This window comes from Enterococcus sp. DIV1375a (assembly GCF_051712205.1).
Classification (GTDB): Bacteria; Bacillota; Bacilli; order Lactobacillales; family Enterococcaceae; genus Enterococcus; species Enterococcus faecalis.
Genome location: NZ_JBIOOM010000001.1, coordinates 2,431,988 through 2,451,073, shown reverse-complemented (window position 1 = coordinate 2,451,073; position 19,086 = coordinate 2,431,988). Strand labels below are relative to the sequence as shown.

The 19,086-nt window shown below is 37.8% G+C and carries 21 protein-coding genes and 1 pseudogene; 17 read left to right on the top strand and 5 right to left on the bottom strand.

Annotated elements, in window-relative coordinates; genetic code table 11:
• Nucleotides 1-88 precede the first annotated feature (88 nt).
• The 3 genes from IGJ63_RS11940 (at nucleotide 89) to thiT (ending at nucleotide 2,344) form a co-directional block, all read left to right on the top strand.
• Nucleotides 89-874: a hypothetical protein gene (locus IGJ63_RS11940; protein ID WP_002354996.1), complete on the top strand. Its 786-nt coding sequence runs from the start codon at nucleotides 89-91 to the stop codon at nucleotides 872-874.
• 78 nt (nucleotides 875-952) lie between these two features.
• The gene (locus tag IGJ63_RS11935) at nucleotides 953-1,606 is read left to right on the top strand and encodes a PepSY domain-containing protein (RefSeq protein ID WP_002385242.1); all 654 of its coding nucleotides are present in this window, start codon (nucleotides 953-955) and stop codon (nucleotides 1,604-1,606) included.
• A gap of 162 nt (nucleotides 1,607-1,768) precedes the next feature.
• Nucleotides 1,769-2,344 carry an energy-coupled thiamine transporter ThiT gene (gene thiT, locus IGJ63_RS11930; protein WP_002354998.1) on the top strand — a complete coding sequence of 192 codons (576 nt, stop codon included), beginning with the start codon at nucleotides 1,769-1,771 and terminating at the stop codon, nucleotides 2,342-2,344.
• A 121-nt stretch (nucleotides 2,345-2,465) separates the two neighbouring features.
• On the opposite strand, the gene IGJ63_RS11925 is transcribed toward thiT, so the two are convergent.
• A complete protein-coding gene (locus IGJ63_RS11925; RefSeq protein ID WP_002354999.1) occupies nucleotides 2,466-2,828 on the bottom strand; it encodes a hypothetical protein in 363 nt (120 codons plus the stop codon).
• A gap of 216 nt (nucleotides 2,829-3,044) precedes the next feature.
• Between IGJ63_RS11925 and IGJ63_RS11920 the strand changes: the two genes are divergently transcribed.
• Together IGJ63_RS11920 and IGJ63_RS11915 are read left to right on the top strand one after the other, a co-directional pair.
• A complete protein-coding gene (locus IGJ63_RS11920) occupies nucleotides 3,045-3,821 on the top strand; it encodes a peptidase C39 family protein (RefSeq protein WP_438746531.1) in 777 nt (258 codons plus the stop codon).
• A 76-nt stretch (nucleotides 3,822-3,897) separates the two neighbouring features.
• The gene (locus IGJ63_RS11915) at nucleotides 3,898-4,449 is read left to right on the top strand and encodes a DNA-3-methyladenine glycosylase I (RefSeq protein ID WP_033786611.1); all 552 of its coding nucleotides are present in this window, start codon (nucleotides 3,898-3,900) and stop codon (nucleotides 4,447-4,449) included.
• A gap of 68 nt (nucleotides 4,450-4,517) precedes the next feature.
• Here the strand turns inward: IGJ63_RS11915 and IGJ63_RS11910 are convergent, their stop codons facing one another.
• Nucleotides 4,518-5,270 carry a MurR/RpiR family transcriptional regulator gene (locus IGJ63_RS11910; protein WP_002365331.1) on the bottom strand — a complete coding sequence of 251 codons (753 nt, stop codon included), beginning with the start codon at nucleotides 5,268-5,270 and terminating at the stop codon, nucleotides 4,518-4,520.
• 144 nt (nucleotides 5,271-5,414) lie between these two features.
• Between IGJ63_RS11910 and IGJ63_RS11905 the strand changes: the two genes are divergently transcribed.
• From IGJ63_RS11905 to IGJ63_RS11875, 7 genes and pseudogenes are all read left to right on the top strand, one after another.
• The gene (locus IGJ63_RS11905) at nucleotides 5,415-6,230 is read left to right on the top strand and encodes a carbohydrate deacetylase (RefSeq protein WP_016633397.1); all 816 of its coding nucleotides are present in this window, start codon (nucleotides 5,415-5,417) and stop codon (nucleotides 6,228-6,230) included.
• Between the two features lie 86 nt (nucleotides 6,231-6,316).
• Nucleotides 6,317-7,411 carry an acyltransferase family protein gene (locus tag IGJ63_RS11900; protein WP_438746529.1) on the top strand — a complete coding sequence of 365 codons (1,095 nt, stop codon included), beginning with the start codon at nucleotides 6,317-6,319 and terminating at the stop codon, nucleotides 7,409-7,411.
• A gap of 146 nt (nucleotides 7,412-7,557) precedes the next feature.
• Nucleotides 7,558-7,995, top strand: a complete 438-nt coding sequence (gene agaF / locus IGJ63_RS11895) for a PTS galactosamine/N-acetylgalactosamine transporter subunit IIA (RefSeq protein WP_141426272.1) — start codon at nucleotides 7,558-7,560, stop codon at nucleotides 7,993-7,995.
• Nucleotides 7,996-8,021: 26 nt separating this feature from the next.
• A complete protein-coding gene (gene agaV, locus IGJ63_RS11890; protein ID WP_002361049.1) occupies nucleotides 8,022-8,498 on the top strand; it encodes a PTS N-acetylgalactosamine transporter subunit IIB in 477 nt (158 codons plus the stop codon).
• 45 nt (nucleotides 8,499-8,543) lie between these two features.
• Nucleotides 8,544-9,695, top strand: a complete 1,152-nt coding sequence (gene nagA, locus IGJ63_RS11885; protein ID WP_438746527.1) for an N-acetylglucosamine-6-phosphate deacetylase — start codon at nucleotides 8,544-8,546, stop codon at nucleotides 9,693-9,695.
• A gap of 24 nt (nucleotides 9,696-9,719) precedes the next feature.
• Nucleotides 9,720-10,493: a PTS N-acetylgalactosamine transporter subunit IIC gene (gene agaW, locus IGJ63_RS11880; RefSeq protein WP_002355009.1), complete on the top strand. Its 774-nt coding sequence runs from the start codon at nucleotides 9,720-9,722 to the stop codon at nucleotides 10,491-10,493.
• Nucleotides 10,465-11,300, top strand: a pseudogene (locus tag IGJ63_RS11875) (PTS system mannose/fructose/sorbose family transporter subunit IID). Before agaW ends, IGJ63_RS11875 begins: the two are co-directional and overlap by 29 nt.
• A 66-nt stretch (nucleotides 11,301-11,366) precedes the next feature.
• On the opposite strand, the gene IGJ63_RS11870 reads toward IGJ63_RS11875, so the two are convergent.
• Together IGJ63_RS11870 and IGJ63_RS11865 are read right to left on the bottom strand one after the other, a co-directional pair.
• A complete protein-coding gene (locus tag IGJ63_RS11870) occupies nucleotides 11,367-13,022 on the bottom strand; it encodes a peptide ABC transporter substrate-binding protein (protein ID WP_002355011.1) in 1,656 nt (551 codons plus the stop codon).
• A gap of 317 nt (nucleotides 13,023-13,339) precedes the next feature.
• Nucleotides 13,340-13,681 (bottom strand): PepSY domain-containing protein, encoded by a 342-nt coding sequence (locus IGJ63_RS11865; RefSeq protein WP_002355012.1) that lies wholly within the window; start codon nucleotides 13,679-13,681, stop codon nucleotides 13,340-13,342.
• Nucleotides 13,682-13,987: 306 nt separating this feature from the next.
• Between IGJ63_RS11865 and pepA the strand changes: the two genes are divergently transcribed.
• The 4 genes from pepA (at nucleotide 13,988) to ytpR (ending at nucleotide 16,824) form a co-directional block, all read left to right on the top strand.
• Nucleotides 13,988-15,064: a glutamyl aminopeptidase gene (gene pepA / locus IGJ63_RS11860; RefSeq protein WP_002355013.1), complete on the top strand. Its 1,077-nt coding sequence runs from the start codon at nucleotides 13,988-13,990 to the stop codon at nucleotides 15,062-15,064.
• An 11-nt stretch (nucleotides 15,065-15,075) separates the two neighbouring features.
• Nucleotides 15,076-15,390: a thioredoxin family protein gene (locus tag IGJ63_RS11855; RefSeq protein ID WP_002355015.1), complete on the top strand. Its 315-nt coding sequence runs from the start codon at nucleotides 15,076-15,078 to the stop codon at nucleotides 15,388-15,390.
• Nucleotides 15,391-15,537: 147 nt separating this feature from the next.
• The gene (locus IGJ63_RS11850) at nucleotides 15,538-15,993 is read left to right on the top strand and encodes a universal stress protein (RefSeq protein WP_002385249.1); all 456 of its coding nucleotides are present in this window, start codon (nucleotides 15,538-15,540) and stop codon (nucleotides 15,991-15,993) included.
• A 210-nt stretch (nucleotides 15,994-16,203) separates the two neighbouring features.
• Complete coding sequence (ytpR, locus tag IGJ63_RS11845) at nucleotides 16,204-16,824, top strand: YtpR family tRNA-binding protein (protein WP_002361057.1); 621 nt, start codon at nucleotides 16,204-16,206, stop codon at nucleotides 16,822-16,824.
• Nucleotides 16,825-16,870: 46 nt separating this feature from the next.
• On the opposite strand, the gene IGJ63_RS11840 is transcribed toward ytpR, so the two are convergent.
• Complete coding sequence (locus IGJ63_RS11840; protein ID WP_002368406.1) at nucleotides 16,871-18,169, bottom strand: S1C family serine protease; 1,299 nt, start codon at nucleotides 18,167-18,169, stop codon at nucleotides 16,871-16,873.
• A 400-nt stretch (nucleotides 18,170-18,569) separates the two neighbouring features.
• Here IGJ63_RS11840 and rlmH point away from each other — a divergent pair, with 400 nt between their 5' ends.
• Nucleotides 18,570-19,049 carry a 23S rRNA (pseudouridine(1915)-N(3))-methyltransferase RlmH gene (gene rlmH / locus IGJ63_RS11835; RefSeq protein WP_002355021.1) on the top strand — a complete coding sequence of 160 codons (480 nt, stop codon included), beginning with the start codon at nucleotides 18,570-18,572 and terminating at the stop codon, nucleotides 19,047-19,049.
• Nucleotides 19,050-19,086 lie beyond the last annotated feature (37 nt).

The window sequence follows — 19,086 nt, the reverse complement described above, 5'->3', positions numbered from 1 at the left end:
GTAATGGAATTTTAAAGTAAAAGAAACAAGCTTTTCTTTTGAAAATATTGTAAAATGGTAAGGAGGCTAGTAGAGGGGAGATGGGAATTTGCTTGATTTAATTTATGTACATATAGATGTAACCAGCAACGCGGTTTTATCTAAAGGAATTACCCATTCCGATTTTGTTCGTTCAATTGTGCATCATCCACAGAACTTACTATTATTAGATCCTTCTGCCGAAGCTGGCGAATACGATATGCATTCAGGCTTGAAAATTATTCGTGGAGAAGAAAGCGTCAATCGCTATTTTCAATCGCTACAACGTCGTTGGATGACTGAAGAAATTAAATGGATTGACTTTTCCGATGTGACGATGCTAAAAGAGCTAACGCCATTAGAAATTTCGGAACTTCTTTATTTTGGACACATGAAGAATAGTTTGCATTCGCCTTTCTTTTATAAGCTACAAAATGATTTTGTCTTTTTTGAATTTGCAGATCAGATGACGCGTGTCTATTATCGTTATATTGATGAATTTTATCGAATCTTTGCTGATAAAATTACACGTGTTGTTTTAGAGAAAGTCAACCAGAAAAAGGCCTTCTTTAAACGAAATACGCCTGTCGAAAAATTAAGTCCTGAATTACTTAAAAATATGAAAGGTATCTTGCAAGAAGGTGTTATTTTTTGCTTCCAACAAACGGAAGTGGATAAAGAAGAATATCGGATTCCTATTTACTTGGTGGAAGATTCACTTAGCAAGATGAAAAATACCTCTTACCAAAAAGAAGAAATTTTGGCAACGCTTGTCTATAATAGTGAAAAACGCATTTGGCACATTGAACAAGAGAATGATTTCGGTGAAATTTTTATGTTGGCCCATGAAGGCTGAGAGAGCTCTAACTTTATCAACTAAAGTAGGGCTTTTTTTTTGGAGCTATGATTTGGATGAGAAATCAAGTATAATAAAATGATAAAAAGGAAAGAAGGTTGTTTAATGAAAAAAATACTCTATGGCTCTATGACTGGCTTGGCACTCTTTTTGGTAGCTGGCTGTACATCCAAAACACCCACAGCTGTTTCATCAACAAATGAACAAAAAGAAACAGTAATATCAACTACTGAAACAAGTTCATCCGTACAACAAGAAGCAACGACGACATCAGAGAAGACAAGTGCGGTAGCTGTCTCTTTAGAAAAAGTAACGACAGCATTTGAGAAAAAATATCCAGAAGCTAAAATAACAAGTCTGCAGTTAGATACAGATTTTGGCCGTTATTTTTATGAAATAGAAGGCGTGGATCAGCAAAAAGAATATCAAGTTGAAGTGAACGCAGAAACAGGCGAATTCACAAAAGAAAAAGTCGAAACCTTGGATGCCGATGAACAAAATGGCGTTAAAATGCAAGAAGAGGCACTTGATTTAACAAATATCATTTCCAGAGAACAAGCCACAACCTTGGCTGAAAAAGAAGCGAAAGTCGGCCAGGCAACAGATTGGAAGTTAGAGAAAGAATTAGGAATCACCTATTGGGAAGTGAAAGTGAAAGAGGGCCAACAAAAAATAGAGGTAAAAATCGATGCTCATTCTGGTAAAATTTTGACAACTGAGCGGGACGATTAATGGATAAAAAGTAGCTGGCATGCGTTTGAGTAGGAGTTGATTCCCTTAAATGCTGATCAGCTATTTTTTTGCTTGTTCGACAAACGTGTTTTTCTAAAGACCCTATGGTAAAATAACGATGTATTAGTGGTTGAGAGCGTCAGAACATAGGAGGAAATTTGTTTGGCTAGAAAAATGGATTTACGTATTTGGGTAGAAGGAACAGTCGTCGCAGCAATGGCAATGGCCCTCTCTTTTTTACCGATTGAATTTGCCAATAGTGGCTTGGACCTATCGTTGGGAATGGTCCCATTAGTTCTTTATTCGTTTCGTCGTGGGTTGCTTCCTGGAGTTGCAGCAGGCTTTGTTTGGGGCATGTTAAATATTATTCTCGGTACAGCCATGAAAAATTTCTTGTCCGTTCCACAGATTATTTTTGAATATCCCTTTGCTTTTGCGTTTGGAGGAATGGGTGGCGTATTCGCTAGAAAAATTCAACTGTATTTTCAAGCGAATCGTTTAAAATCAGCCATTCGTACGATTATTTTAGGAAGTGTTGTCGCAGTCTTCGCCCGTTGGTTTTGGCATTTTTGGGCGGGTGTATTGGTTTGGGGCATGTATGCACCAGAAGGAATGAGCCCATATCTCTATTCCTTTGTTCTAAACGGTACAAGTACCGTCGTCAATTGTTTGTATGTAAGTCTAGTTCTAGGCTTATTGGCAAAAGTAGCACCGCAATTATTTGTTCCTAAGAAATAAGTTGAGTCCTAAGTCAGAAGTTTCATGGGATTTTGACTAAAGTCATAAATAAAAGAAACCACCAACCTGCAATCGCCAGGGTTGGTGGTTTCCATTTATTTTTTATAAAGACTTCAATATTCTAGTGAATTTGACGTTGGTGACGATTAGCTAACGTGCTGACTTTCATGACAGAAGCAACAGGAATCATGCGCAACTGTTGTTCATCCGTTTGTAAACGAACGACGATATTGTCCGAAATATTTTTTGAGACAATCCAGCCGATCACCGTTTCGAATTTATGCGCTGTAGGGACTTCTTTCAATTGTAAGACCACTAAGGATTTTTGGGCGGCAGCGACTTGGAGCTCTTGTAAAAGCGCACTGCGTTCCTTTTCTTTATTCTTTTGATCTTGAGAATCTTCTAAAAATGCCGAAAAGAAATGTTGGGAAGAGAGCGTAATCAGTTTAGAAATGCTCTTGATGGTAGCTTTATGTTGATCCATTCTTCTGCCTCCTTTACGAATAAAATAGAATAAAACTCAAATGACTAATTACCTGTATTTTACCTAATTTTGTGATAAAATTCAAGAAAATATGTTCGCCTTCAATAATTATGAGAATTTACCAACGTTTCTGTTTTTCGAAAAAGAAAGTAGTATAATGTGTGAGCATATAAGAAATACATAAGATTATCGGATGTAGTCAATAGATAGAAAAGGATGAATAGTATGTCAAAAAAAACATCAGGTTACCAAAAAAAAGTTCTCACGGTGTTGTTGGTATCGTTTGGCTTTGGCGGGTTGTTAGCGCAGTTTTCGCCGATGAAATCAGGTGGGTTTTCAAGTTGGTTTGATGATTCATATGTCAAAGCTAGTGCTGAATCAAGTAAAACAAAAGAACCAGCACCAGTTAAAATTGAGAAAAAAGTCAAACCTTTAAGCTATGGACAACAGGTCAATCAAGAAATTGAAAAGAAGCAATATAATGGACATCTGGATTTGCCGTTAGAATTGCAGACAGATGCTAAATGGAAAGACACCGCATACGGATTTGGCAATGTGGATAAGCCGAATACAATCGAAATTAATGGCTGTGCGATTGTGTCGCTTGCAATGGTTGGTTCATACATGGATCACCAAGAAGTTACCCCGCTAGATGTATTAGCTTGGGCAAAAAATGACTTCTTTATGGAAGGACAAGGGACGGCGTGGTCTATTTTTAGTGCATATGCTGAAATGAAAGGCTATAACTGTCAAGAAATTGGGGATATTGAAACAGTGGCAGCTTTCTTGAAGGAGGGTCATCCAGTCATTATTTCTGTAAAACCGGGCTATTTCACTACAACTGGTCACATTATGGTGATGAGTGGTGTGGATGAAAAAGGCGATTTCTGGATTAATGATCCAAACGATTCAGAAGAAAAGGGCCATTCAAAACGGACATTTACAGCCGAAGAAGTGATGAATGAAGCGTTAAACTTCTGGGCATTTTATTAGGAATAAGAAAAGGTGTGGAACAACAGGCAGTACCCTTTGTTCGCATCTTTTTTAGCAAATAAAAGGAGGCAGGACAATGGAGCGATGTACTTGGGCAACGAATACAACTGAAGAGATGCAAGCCTATCATGATGATGAATGGGGACGTCCAGTTCATGAAGAGCAACAGTTATTTGAGTTATTGACCTTGGAAAGTATGCAAGCAGGCTTAAGCTGGGCGATTATTTTGAATAAACGAGAAACGCTTAGAGCAGCTTATGATGCGTTTGATTATCGGAAAATTGCGCGATATGATGAGGAAAAAATTTTAGCTTTACTAGCAAATCCTGGTGTGATTCGTCATCGTTTAAAAATTCAAGCGACCATTACGAATGCGCAAGTTTTTCAAGAAATTCAGGCAGAATTTGGCTCCTTTGATCGCTACCTCTGGAACTTTATCGATCAGCAACCAATCGTTAATCACTGGCAGCACCCAGAAGAGGTTCCAGCCTCCACGGAATTATCGCAACAGATTAGTCGAGCGTTAAAAAAACGAGGATTTAAATTTTTAGGTGCCACGACAGTCTATTCCTTTTTACAGGCGGCGGGATTGGTGAATGATCATTTAGAAACGTGTCAGTATAAATAAGTATAGAAGAATTAAAAAGGAAGGAACTAGCAAAACGAATGGCTAGTTCCTTCCTTTTTTTGCAGTGATTATGGACACTCATTTAACATCGTTGAAACAGTTTTCGCCAACTTTTCTATTAAGAATAGTGCAGGTAGTTGGGACGTCACGTCTGCAATGGAACTTTTCTCGGTTGTTATATAGTAGGGGATTGTGACTGTTGAAAGTTGAGCAATCGTGCTTTTTTCACTATTTGTAATGGCAATTACATCAATCCCCATTTCGATAAAATAATCAATATTTTGCCGAACTTTTTGTGTTTCACCCGAAACTGATAAGGCGATAACGCCCACTTTTTTAGCCGTTTCTTCGGATAATTTGCTAACGGGATGGGAAAAAAGGTGGGATACAGAAGCAGATAAATTATAGATACTGGAAAAATAAATTTCACCAAATTCAGCTAGGACTTTGGACGTTCCTTCGCCAATAAAAAGAACAAATTCTTTTTTTGCCAGCAATTCCGCAGCTTGAACAATCCGTCCTTCTAATAATTCTTCTGATGAGCGTTGTAAAAAATGAATCAGCATTGTTTCATCTAAAGATTTTGGTTGGGCTGTTTTTTTTCGTTCGCTTAGATAATTCTTCAATTTAAATTTAAAATCTGTATAGCCTTCACACTCGAATTTTTGACAAAAACGCCAGATTGCCGTTTTACTGAAATGAATTTCATCTGCTAATTCTCGAATTGTCATATAAGGAACTTTTTCAATATTGTGGCTAATATACTTGTAAATCTCTAATTCTGTTGGATTTAATTGTGGATCGTAGGTTAAAAACAGCATGCTGATCCCTCCTGTCGTTTGTGAACGTAATGTCCTTTTTTAGGGACATGGTCTTATTTGTAGATTATAGCACTCAATCAGAAAACTAGCTATAAAAAAAGGCGCCACTTAGCTACAATCAATTAGAGAAACAACTAAAAATTCATGAAACAGAAGAGAGAGTGGGGAAAAATGAGCAATAAAAAATTAATTATCAACGCTGATGATTTTGGTTACACGCCAGCGGTAACGCAAGGAATCATTGAAGCACACAAACGTGGCGTGGTTACTTCAACAACTGCATTACCAACTTCTCCTTATTTTTTAGAGGCCATGGAGAGTGCTCGAATCAGTGCACCGACTTTAGCTATTGGTGTCCATTTAACATTGACATTGAACCAAGCAAAACCTATTTTACCTCGAGAAATGGTTCCTTCCTTAGTAGATGAAGCTGGTTATTTTTGGCATCAATCGATTTTTGAAGAAAAAGTCAATTTAGAAGAGGTTTATAACGAATGGGATGCTCAAATTATTTCATTTATGAAAAGTGGTAGACGCCCTGATCATATTGATTCTCATCATAACGTTCATGGAAAAAATGAAAAGTTATTGGGCGTAGCTTTGGCACTTGCTCGCAAATATCAATTACCTTTACGTAACGCCTCGAGAAGTATTGAAACAAAAGACTATTTAGAGTTATATCAGGATGTTCGCACGCCAGATGAAATGTTGTACCAATTTTATGACAAGGCGATTTCAACTGAAACCATCTTGCAATTGCTTGATATGGTTGTTTGTAATGAAGGAGAGGTCTTTGAAATCAATTGTCATCCTGCGTTTATCGATACTATTTTACAAAATCAATCAGGGTATTGTATGCCTCGAATTCGTGAAGTGGAAATATTAACGTCTCAAGAAGTCAAAGAAGCGATTGAAGAACGCGGCATCTTGTTAGCCAATTATGAATCGCTAGCAATGTAAATCAAAGAAGCGTGAATAGCGTGTGAGTAAGTTCTTAATCCGAGCGCTTACTTACACGCTAAATTATTGAAAGAAAGAGGACGTACATGAGTAAAGAACAACCAATAAATCTGAATATCAGCGATTTTTTAAAAGTTTTCGCTGTAGCATCAGTTATTTTACAAACGGTTTTATCATATGTGTTGACACATTCTCCGCAAACGGAAGCAATGAATTCAATCGGTAGTTTTTACCGAATGTCTAAATATTCGGCACCCATGTTTATTTTTGCAATTATTTACAACACGGTGTTAAAGAGTCAAGCTGAATCGTATCTTGAATTTTTAAAGGAAAAATTTTATGAATTGGTGCTTCCTTATGTGGTCTGGTCCAGTCTCTATCTATACGCTTTTCCTAGTTTACAACAACGAATGCCCTATGAAACGCCCCTAGGATTTCTAGGAAAAATTCTCAGTGGTGATGGCGCGGCACATCTATGGTATGCCGTAATGATGTTGCAATTCCAATTATTTATGCCGTATTTTATTTGGTTGGCAACAAGAATTACAAAAAACAAAAAAGTGATTTTACCAATTGTTTTTTTTACAATCGGTGCGCATATCCTTTGGTGCTTCTGGTACCAGAAAATGATTTTTCCATATGCAGAAACTTCTCTTTGGTACTTAATAGATCGTTCAGGGCTTAGTTATCTCATTTATGGTATTTTCGGGGTCATCGCAGCGAAGTATCAGGGGGAAATTTTTACTTTCTTGAAAAAGACGAGAGTGGTGCTATTTCTGTTGTTTCTTTTTATTTTTTGGCAGGCAGCCCAAGGGAATTTATTTGATGGGACACAGATGACACCGAACGATCTACCTTATTTGGATCCTCTTCAAAGTGCCTATAGTTTACTGATTATCGGATTGGTTTTTTATTTGGGAACGCAAGGAATAGCCAAAAAGATTCGTCTTTTACCAATGGTTAAATGGATAGCCACTTATGCGTATCGCAGTTATTTAGCGAATGTTTTTATTTTTCAATTGGTCTTGAAACTGGTCCATCCGTTTTTAACCAATCAACCAGTCAGCTTGGTTATTCTTGTGTTGTATATGGGTACATTTGTTGGCTCATTTGGGTTAACGGTTGTAATCGAGCATTTTTTCAAAAGCATCTTTAAGTTGGGACGCCTTGTATCTGTATAGGGACATGTTCTTAAATAGAAATCATCGTCCAAAATCATGGGAAAGCATACTCAATTATCACAAGAATTGTTACACTCTTTGAGGAATAAGTTCTGCTTATCCAATTAAATAGTAAGCTCAGTAAATAGTTAGGGGAGAAAGAATAAATGATAGGTCTTATTTTAACGGGGCATGGGGAATTTTCAACTGGAATGCATCAATCAGTTAGTATGATTGCAGGAGAGCAAGCAAACGTTCAGGCAGTCCCTTTTTTCAACGAAACAGGGCTTGATGAACTAGAGTCAAACATTCGTAAAGCCGTTGACTCTATGCTGGAGACGTGTCCAGCAGTGGTCATTTTAACTGACCTTTTAGGTGGCACACCGTTTAGAATTTCAATGACTGTCGCAAGTAATTATCCAAATGTTGAAGTGTTAGCAGGAACAAATTTACCAATGGTTCTTGAAGGGCTTGCATTACGCACAATCAGCACGAACGTAGAAGATTTTGTTTCAATGGTTACAGATTCAGCCAGAGACGGGATTGTTCATAAAAAACTAGAACAACCACAAGCAACTACTCAAGAAGAAGCAGACGGAATCTAACCAATTAGAAAAGAGGAGGAAGCACTATGCCGAATATTTTATTAACAAGAATTGATAATCGCTTGATTCATGGTCAAGTCGCAACACAATGGAACGGTTCTTTAGGCGCCAACTTAATTTTAGTCGCAAATGATGCAATTTCTGAGGATACGATGCGCCAACAATTGTTAAACATGGCAGCCCCTGCAGAAGTACAAACCCGTTTTTTCTCCATTAAGAAAACGATTGAGGTCATTCATAAAGCCTCAGAAAGACAAAAGATTTTTCTGTTAGTTGATAATCCTGTTGATGCATTGCGCTTGGTAGAAGGTGGTGTGCCAATCGGAAAATTAAACATTGGTAATATGCATATGGAAGAAGGCAAAAAACAAGTAGCTACCGCTGTTGCGGTTAATAAAACAGATGTAGACGCCTTTAAAAAGCTACAAGAATTAGGTGTTAAACTTTCGATTCAACGTGTACCGTCAACGCCAGAAGAAAGTTTAGATGCATTATTTTCATAAAAAAGTAATGTTGGACAATAATTTTGAAGAGAAGAAGTGGGAAGAATGATTATTCAAAGTAAAAACGTATGGATTAACGAACAATTTCAACCAGCTCAAGTTGAAGTGTCAGAACAACGAATTGTTGCAATTCTACCGTACAATGAAAAAGCTGTCGATAAAGAATACGGAGCAAATCGCATTCTTCCAGGATTTATTGATATTCATGATCATGGTTGGCATGGTGGGGATGCCAATCATGCCAATCATGAATTTATCAAAGAGTGGCAAGCTTACCTTCCAGAAGAAGGGATTACAGCTTTTTTACCAACAACGTCAACAACATTTCCAAAAGACTTGGAACATTCATTTGAAGTGATTGGTTCATTTATTGAGGAAGACCAAGGAACCAACGGAGCACAAATCTTAGGGATTCATGCGGAAGGACCAATGATTTCTGAAGAATTTCGTGGCTCTCATAATCCAGAGTTATTAGTAAAACCATCCGTTGAGACATTTGAAAAATGGCAAGAGTTAGCAAAAGGGCACATAAAATTAATGACGTTGGCACCAGAAAATGATGTAGAGAATGCCTTGACTACATATTGTCATGAACATGATGTAGTAATTTCAATTGGCCATACGGCTGCAACCTATGAACAAGCAATGGCAGCTGTCGAAGCAGGTGCAAAAAGTTTTACCCATACGTTTAATGGAATGGAAGATATCAGTCACCGGAAACCAACCGCAGTAGTTGCTGCTTTGGATAGTGAAGAAACGTTTGCTGAAATTATTGCTGATGGGGTACATGTTGATTATTCATTAGTACGTGTGTTAGCCAAACTAAAAGGCAAGGACTATTTAATTGCTGTGACAGATTCTATCTGGGCCAAAGGGTGTCAACCAGGCGTTTATCCAAAACCAGAAAAAGGGATCGAAATGGTTATTGATGAACAAAATGTGGTCCGTTTAGCCAATGGCAAGTTAGCTGGAAGTACGAACCATTTAAATAATATGGTTCGCAACCTTGTTGAAAAAGCATTACTTCCAGAAGTGATTGCTATTAATTCAGTCACGAAAAATCCAGCTCGTTTGTTGAATGTGAACGAATCTATGGGAGAAATCAAACTAGGGCTTTTAGGTAATTTTACAATTATTGATGAGAAATACGAAGTGCTAGAAACCTTAGTAAATGGTGAAACAGTTTATAAAAAGTAGACGAAGTCTAATAGGAGGAAAAAAATGTTAGTACAGGCAATTTTGGTAGGAATTTGGGCTGGGATAGCAGGGGTTGATAAGCTTGTCTTACAGACACATATTCATCGTCCGATTGTTACAGGGCTGATTGTTGGTTTAATATTGGGAGATGTCAACACAGGGTTAATCACTGGAGCAACGCTAGAGTTAGTTTGGATTGGTGCAGTAGCAATCGGCGGTGCGCAACCACCCAACGTAGTAATTGGGGGAGTTATTGGAACAGCGTTAGCAATTATCACAAAATCTGACCCACAAGTGACCGTAGGTTTGGCTGTTCCTTTCGCAGTTGCAGCGCAAGCGTTAATTACCTTGTTATATACAGCGATGTCACCAATTATGCATAAATTTGATGCTTATGCAAAAAAAGCAGATACAAGAGGGATCGAAAGATTGTCTAGTTTTGTCCCAATCGTTTTATTCATTTGTTATTTTTTTGTAGTGTTTTTATGTATTTTCTTTGGTGCTGATAAAGCATCTAGTTTCATTTCTATTCTACCCGAATGGAGTATTCATGGCTTGAGCGTTGCAGGTGGTATGATGCCAGCAGTAGGTTTCGCCATGTTATTAAAAACGATGTGGGAAACATCCTACGTGCCGTTCTTTATTTTTGGGTTTGTTATGGCTGCCTATTTAGGATTAGATACATTAGCGGTTGCAGGTTTAGCTGTCGCAATTGCTTTATATGAATTTTACGCACAAAGAAATAATACAGTCACTGCATCAAATAATAATGGAGGGTTTGAAGAAGATGGCATCTGAAGAAACATATAATGATACGATATCCGAAAAAGTAATAACAAAAAAAGAGTTAAAAAAATAATGTTCCGTTCGTATCTGCTACAATCTTCATTTAATTATGAAAGAATGCAAGCAGGCGGCTGGACCTACTCATTAATTCCAGGATTGAAAAAGATTCATCGTGATAAAGAAGACTTAGCTCTTTCTTTGGAAAATCATTTACAATTTATGAACACGAATCCACAATTAGTGACGTTCATGCATGGTGTGATTATTGCAATGGAAGAGTCAAAAGAATCACCAAAATCCATTCAAGCGATTAAAACAGCGTTGATGGGCCCGTTAGGCGGAATTGGGGATGCGCTATTTTATTTAACCGTTTTACCGATTGCAGCAGCGATTGGTTCACAATTATCATTAGAAGGCAATATCTTAGGACCAATTGTTTTCTTGTTGTTATTTAATATTCCGTATATGGCTGCCAAAATTGGGTTAATTAATCTAGGTTATAAAATGGGCGTCAAAGCAATTTCAGTTTTAAGCGAAAGTACTAAAAAATTATCTCGTTCAGCAACAATTGTAGGAATTTCCGTGGTGGGCGCGTTGATTCCGAAGAGTGTACAATTAACGACAACTTTTGTTTTTCGCTTGAAAGATACTAAGTTAGACCTTCAAACACAATTGTTTGATACAATCATGCCCAATTTATTACCGTTAGTGTTTACGCTGTTTTGTTTTATTATGTTGAAAAAAGGACGCACGCCGATTGCTTTAATTATTTTTACTGTGATTTTTGGGTTGTTAGGTTCTTTAATCGGGATTATATAAAAAAGATTTGGAACAATAGCCAAAATCGCTATTGTTCCAAATCTTTTTCTAAATTTAATCGAGTGATTATTCTTTATACGCCCACTTGAAGTCGTATTTAGCACCTGTTGGATGATAAATAATTTCTTTCACGTTTGGTGCACGTAAGTGTGATTCTGCTTTTTGGTAAATTGGCACAACACCCATATCAGCAATTACTGTTTTTTCAGCGTTGATTAAATCTTCCCAGCGTTTTTCAGGATCGTTAACATCTGTAGTTTTGGACGCAGCAATGAATTTATCGTATTCAGGATTGCTGTAACGTCCACGGTTATTAGAAGTTGAGCTTTCTAATAAATCTAAGAAGTTAATTGGGTCTGAATAGTCGGCACTCCAACCACGAACAGCGATTTGGAAATCCCCTTTTAAGGTACGATCTAAGCGAACAGCCATAGGGACAGGCGTCACAGTTACTTTTAAGCCTTCCAAAGTATCAGATAGTGATCCTTGAAGATATTCGCCCATTTTTTTAGCGCCTTCAGAGTCGTCTACCATTAAATCAACCGTTAAGTTGGAAACACCAAGTTCTTGTTTCGCTTTGTTCCAGTATTCCACAGCTTTTTTCTTGTCGTATTTGACTAATTTGTCGCTACCAGCTTCTTTAACAAAGTCTTCACCCGTTTTTGGTGATTTCGCGACATCCACAGGGACGAAGCCTTGTGAAGGAAGAGAGCCATTGGCTAAAATGTTTTTAGCTAATGAATCGCGATCGATGGCATAAGACATAGCACGACGTAAATTTGCGTTGGTCAATGGTGATTTTTCATCTGCTTGATTCATTTCTAAATAGAAAGAAGAAGCGGCTTTCAATTGGACCAAGTCAGGCGAGTTTTGCATTTGTTGGGCCAGTTCGCCAGATAAATACGTATCATCCACTTCACCAGTTTCATAAAGATTTAAGGCAGTTGGGGCTTCTTTCACCACGTTGATAGCGACTTTATCTAACTTGACAGTCTCTTTGTCCCAATATTCTTCATTTTTAGTTAGAGACCATTTAGTATCTGTTCCGGGACCATCAAACTCAGTTAGCGTAAACGGACCATTGTAGACTGCTTTATCGCTACTCTTTGTATAATCTTTACCAAAACGTTCAACGATATCTTGACGTTGCGGCAAGAAAGAAGGGAAAGCCAATAAATCGTCAAAATATGGTGTTGCTGTTTCTAAAGTGATTTCCAATTCATGATCATTGATTGCTTTAATGCCCAATTCTTCTTTAGGTAGTTCCCCTTTAGAAATTTTTTCAGCATTTTTTACTGGTTCAAACATGTAGGCATATTCTGAAGCAGTGGCAGGATCCACTGTTCGTTGCCAACCGTAAACGTAATCTGCAGCAGTAACTGGTTTGCCATCAGACCATTTTGATTCTTCACGTAATTTAACTTTGTAAACTAAACCGTCTTCTGAAACAGTCGCTTTTTCGGCTGCACCAGCAGGCGCGGGTTTGTTGTCTTTATCTAAACGATAGATTCCTTCGTAGACATTATTTAAAGTGGTAAAACTCACTTCATCTGTCGCAAGGGACGGATCGGCACTAGGCATTTCTTGGGATTCAACCATTGTGTATACTTGGTTGTCGCTGCCGCCGTTGCTTGCTCCTTTATCGTCACTGCCACCGCCGCAGGCCGCTAAAGCTAAGCTTGATAATACAAGTAATGAAGTAAATAAAACAGATTTCTTCATTTGACACGCTCCTTTTCATTTTTAGCAATACTCTCAGTATAATGTAAAAATGAAAAGGAGAAATTAAAAAATCGTTAGAAATGATTATTCTTTTATCAATTTTTAAAAAATGTCTAATCTTTTTTATGAAAAAAGTGGACAAACGTTGATAAGTAAAGATTTAAGCTGATTTCCATGCAGAAAGCATTCGATTTTTGAGTATTTATTCATCATTGATTTGATTTTTTTGACATAAAATAAACATCCTTTTACAAAAAACAAATGAGAAGAAAAAAAGATTGTTACAAAAGCAAATAAGTGCTTTTGTAACAATCTTTTTAATCTTTTAATCGTTGGATGTCAATGACAGTTCCTGTGTAGGCATCTGCAGTGAATTCGTATTGAACAATGCCGTCGTCTTCAATGCGGCAAATTCCTCCAGTATACGTTTTGGAGTGGATGGCGAATTTCCGCAAGGGCTTTTTCTCAAACTCAATCCACGAACCTTCAATCGGTCCTTCTTTTAAAAAAGCAGCTTTTACATTTTCTAAGACGAGATCAGCGGAGATTGTTTTTTTCTTATGGTAGAACAAGGTTGAGGCAATGCCGCCTACTAAACCAAGACCAACGCCTAGCGCTAAGCCGCCTTTAAAGTATGTCAACTCATTTTCTTCGTTCATTTGTATGACCTCCCTTGGTCGGTTTCTGCTTACTATTACTTTTGTCAGTATCACTCTTATTTTACCATAGAGAAGGGGCCGCTGAGAAATAAAAAAAGTTTTTCAATCATTCTTTTAGGGCATTCTCATTGTCACGTTTAAAAAGAGAAAGCGATGTGCATTTTCTAGTATTTGCGTTATAATAAGAGTGAAATCATATGAAAGGAGTACCTATTTTTATCGACAGGATAAAGTGACTTTTTAGAGAAAAAGTGACGCTTGGTTGGCGTAATTTCCAACAAATCAAAAGCAATAGGACATACATCTATGGAAGAAAAAACATTTCAACGAATCAAGGAATTAACTGAATTACAAGGAACCAGCGGATTTGAAGACGACATTCGCGCGTACATGAAAGAACATATCACCCCGTTAGTGGACGATGTTCAATATGATGGTTTAGGCGGTATTTTTGGGATTAAACGTTCAAAAGTGGAAGCAGCGCCACGCGTAATGGTAGCAGCTCACATGGACGAAGTTGGCTTCATGTTAACTCAAATTAACGATAATGGTTTATTCCAAGTGGTTCCTTTAGGTGGCTGGAATCCCTATGTTGTTTCAGCACAACGTTTTACGTTAAAAACAAGTAAAGGGAACTATCCATGTATTTCTTCATCTATTCCGCCACACTTGTTGCGTGGTACGAGTGGTCAAAAACAATTAGAAGTCTCTGATGTGTTATTTGATGCAGGATTCTCTTCAAAAGAAGAAGCTGAAAGCTTTGGCGTTCGTCCAGGGGATTCCATTGTTCCACAAACAGAAACGATTAAAACAGCCAATGGCAAAAATATTATCAGTAAATCATGGGATAACCGCTATGGTTGTACGTTGGTATTAGATGCATTGGAAACATTACAAAATGAAGAATTAGGCCACACATTAATTGCTGGAGCAAACGTACAAGAAGAAGTTGGTTTACGTGGTTCTAAACCATCTGTTCATAAATTTAATCCAGATATCTTCTTTGCGGTGGATTGTTCAGCGGCAGATGATATTCACACGAAAAAAGGAACGTATGGTCATTTAGGTGAAGGGACGTTATTACGGATTTTCGACCCAGGTTTAATCACATTGCCTCGCTTACGTGAATATTTATTGGATACAGCAGCGACACACAATATTCCGTATCAATATTTTGTTTCTAAAGGCGGAACGGATGCTGGGGCAGCGCACACAACTAATAACGGTGTACCAAGTACAGTCATCGGCGTTTGTGGTCGTTACATCCATACGCATCAAACAATGTTTAGTATTGCGGATTATGAAGCAGCGCGGGAAATGTTGTTACAAGCATTACGTGGCTTGGATAAATCAACAGTTAATACAATTGTTTACGGAAAGTAGAGGATGTTTAAATGATTTATCCCAATTCATTAGAAGAACTAGCAACTTATGTTGAAAAAGGTAAAAATGTTTTCTTCTTTACTGCTGATTGGTGCGGAGACTGTCGTTTCATTAAACCAGTCATGCCTGAAATTGAAGAAGCATTTCCAGCTTTTCAATTTATCGAAGTCGACCGCGATCAGTTTATTGACGTGGCTGCCGAGTGGAATATTTTTGGTATTCCGAGTTTTGTCGTAATTGAAAACGGTCAAGAGTTAGGACGCTTAGTAAACAAAGACCGAAAAACAAAAGAAGAAATCAGTGCATTTTTAACTAGCTTAGGCTAATTTTCATGAACCAGAGGAACCATTAAATTAAGAGAGAATCAGCTGGACAAAAGGGCGTTCTGCGCAAGGGTCCTAAATTCATTTTTGACTCTAGTTTCTTAGTCAAAGAAGCCTTTTAGATCAGCCTCCATCGGGAAGGTGACGAAAATGGAAGAACAAATGTATAAAAATATTCTTGTCGGCGTAGACGGTAGTGATCAAGCCAATTTAGCTTATGAACGTGCAATTGAGGTTGCTCGTCGAAACGGAAGCCGAGTCATTGTTGCAAATATTTTAGAAAATCAAGTGTATACAATGATGGGGTATTCGACGTTAAATGATCAATTAATTGATCAAGAAACAGCCGCTGCGGAAGAATTAATGGCCGATTGTAAAAAGTATGCTGAAAGCGTTGATTTTCATAATGTTGAAACAGTTACCATGTTTGGTTCACCCAAAGAAGTCATGAGTCATGAATTACCTGAAAAATACAATGTTGATTTAATTATGGTGGGACAATCAGGATTAAACGCAGTCGAACGTGTGGTCATGGGAAGCGTCAGTAGCTACATTATTCGTCAAGCCCCTTGCGATGTCTTAATTGTTCACTCTGAAGAAAAATAAGCAAAAAGAGTTATTGATTGAATAGAGAGTTGACCTAACGTTTCTTTTGTTTTTTCAAAGGATCAGCGGCTTGTCACTCAAAATTGAGGACTTGGAGAATAAGTCGTAGTGACATATTTTCCAAGTCTTTTAGTTTTTCGACAAAAAAGTATGCACAATGGGTTAATTTTTGATAAGATAAGACAGGAAAACGACAGAGGAGGAACAGAAATGATTTTTGCATATAATAAAGAACACGTTGGCGATGTCTTACTTGTCATCGTTGCGGACGATCAAGGTGCGGAAAACCAAGTAAAACGTGTCGGCGATGTGGCACGTGTAAGTTTAGTTGAGGCGCCAGAAACAGTGGTAGCTTGGAATATTTTCAATGCTTCAGCGCTTCTAGGTGACATTAATGGCACCGGCCAAGTGACTTTAACAGACGAACAAATCGAAAAAGTCAATACAGCGATTAAAGATGCGGGATTTTCAGAAACCCTTGAAAAAGACGACACCCCTAAAATTGTGGTTGGCTTTGTCAAATCATGTAAAAAACACCCAGATTCAGATCATTTATCTATCACACAAACAGAAGTAGACAACGGCGAAATCTTACAAATTGTTTGTGGCGCACCGAACATCAAAGCAGGACAAAAAGTAGTTGTGGCCAAACCAGGCGCAATGATGCCTGATGGTTTAATGATTTGGCCAGGGGTTTTACGTGGTGAAGAAAGTTTTGGAATGATTTGTTCAGCAAAAGAATTACGTTTACCAAATGCACCTGCTAAAAAAGGAATCTTAGAATTGCCTTTTGATGCAGAAGTTGGTTCTGCATTTGCGGTAGGAGAATAAAAGAAAAAAACGACCTGTTGTTCAGACAACAGGTCGTTTCTTTCTTTTATTGATTGCTGCGATTATTTTGTTGTGTTAAAGCTGATTTATCAATGGTTAAATCGATGGTTGCTTTCATTTCTTTAGAACCACGATAATAAGTCACTTCCATTTTGTCGCCAACTTTTTTCTTGTAAAGCGCGCTTTGTAAATCTGTAGTAGAGCTTACGTCTTGGCCGTCAACTTTCGTGATAACATCGTATTTTTCCAATCCAGCCTTTTCAGCAGGGGTCGCTGCTTCAACACCACGAACCACTACGCCAGTTTTTACAGAAGCTGGAATTTTTAAAATTTGTTCTTGTTGTTGTGAAGAGATACCTGTTAAATCAGACATCGTAATCCCTAGAGCTGGCCGCGTCACTTTACCATCTTTTTCTAATTGGTTGATAATGTTGACTACGTCATTACTTGGAATGGCAAAGCCCATCCCTTCAACGCTCACTTGACTAGTTGATTGCACAATTTTTACTGAGTTAATGCCAATGACTTGTCCTTCAATATTGATTAGTGGACCACCGGAGTTTCCTGGATTGATGGCAGCATCGGTTTGAATGGCATTAATATTGATAGTTTCACCGGATTCATTTTTATTGGTAATATTTCTATTCACAGAAGAGATGATTCCTTGTGTGACAGAGTTAGCATAATCAGAACCTAGCGGGGAACCAATTGCAATAGCAGGCTCACCGACTGTGATTTTACTAGAATTCCCAAACTCAGCGACTTGATCAACTTTGTCGGAAGAAATTTTAATCACGGCTAAATCCGTGTAAGCATCGGTTCCGACTAATTCGCCTTTCACTTTGGTACCATCAGATAAAACAACTTCCAATCCTTGCGCTTTATCTACGACGTGGTTATTTGTCACGACATAAGCCGTTTTACCATCTTTCTTATAAATAACCCCACTACCTTCACTGGCTGCTTCTAAATCGTTACCATTGTTGCCGGAAGAGTCTTGAGTACCTTCATTCCCACCGAACAATCCCCCAAAAGGATCATCTGCCGAAGAATTGTTGCTAGCACTTTGCATATTAATGACAGAAACCACAGAATTTTGAACTTTTTTCACGGCTTTTGTGACATCGCTAGACACATTGTAACTCACATTGCTGACTTTTGTGTCGCCGTGATTAGTGGATGTCGTCGTCGCTGCATTATTTCCGCCGTTGGGTGTGGGAATAATCCCAGAATAAGCGCCTCCTAGAATAAGGGCGCCACCAAGTAAGCCGCCAGCTAAACCAATCCCAAATTTTTGCAATAAACTTTTTTTATCTGAATTAGGTGTAACATCTTTTCGTTGCATAAAATAACCTCCCAATAAGTGCATCTGAATTTTCTATATTAAGTATATCTGTTTCCTACTCCTTTAGTCTATCGAATAGCTTTGAATTTTTTATGAACAACTTAGGGAAAAATTACAGAAAAAATACGAATGAAAAAGTTATACACAGAAAAATGTGAACAAATCGGGAATAACTCTGTGTACAGTTTTCAGAAAAGTTATCCACAGAATGTGGATAATGTGGACAAATCAGTAGCGAATATGTGTTTGTATTGAAAAAGCTGTTAAATAAAGTAATTTTTTAGTTTGTTCTGTGGATAACTCTGTGTATATGTGTATAAGTATGTGGAAACGTTGTGGAAAGTAGCCAAACTTCGTGCTAAAATAAGAAAGAAGAGAAAACGAGAAAGTAGTGGAATAGGTGAAAATTAAACTAGTAACAGTCGGAAAACTGAAAGAAAAATACCTGATTCAAGGCATTAATGAATATCTGAAACGTTTAAATAGCTATGCCAAGATGGAAATCATTGAAGTACCAGATGAAAAAGCCCCAGAAAAACTCAGTGACGCTGAAATGCTTCAGGTCAAAGAAAAAGAAGGCCAACGTATTTTGGGGAAAATTAATGACAACGAATACGTCTTTGTTTTAGCCATTAATGGCAAACAATTATCTAGTGAAGAATTTTCAAAAGAAATTGAACAATTAGGGATTAGTGGTAAAAGTAATCTAACCTTTGTCATTGGTGGCTCCTTAGGTCTCAGTGATTCAGTCCTTCAGCGAAGTAACCAACAAATTTCTTTTGGCCGCTTAACTTATCCACATCAGTTAATGCGTTTGGTATTAGTGGAACAAATTTATCGCGGTTTTCGGATTATGAAAGGGGAACCGTATCATAAGTAGGGGGATGTTTATTTGTAAAGTTCAATTTTAGATGTTG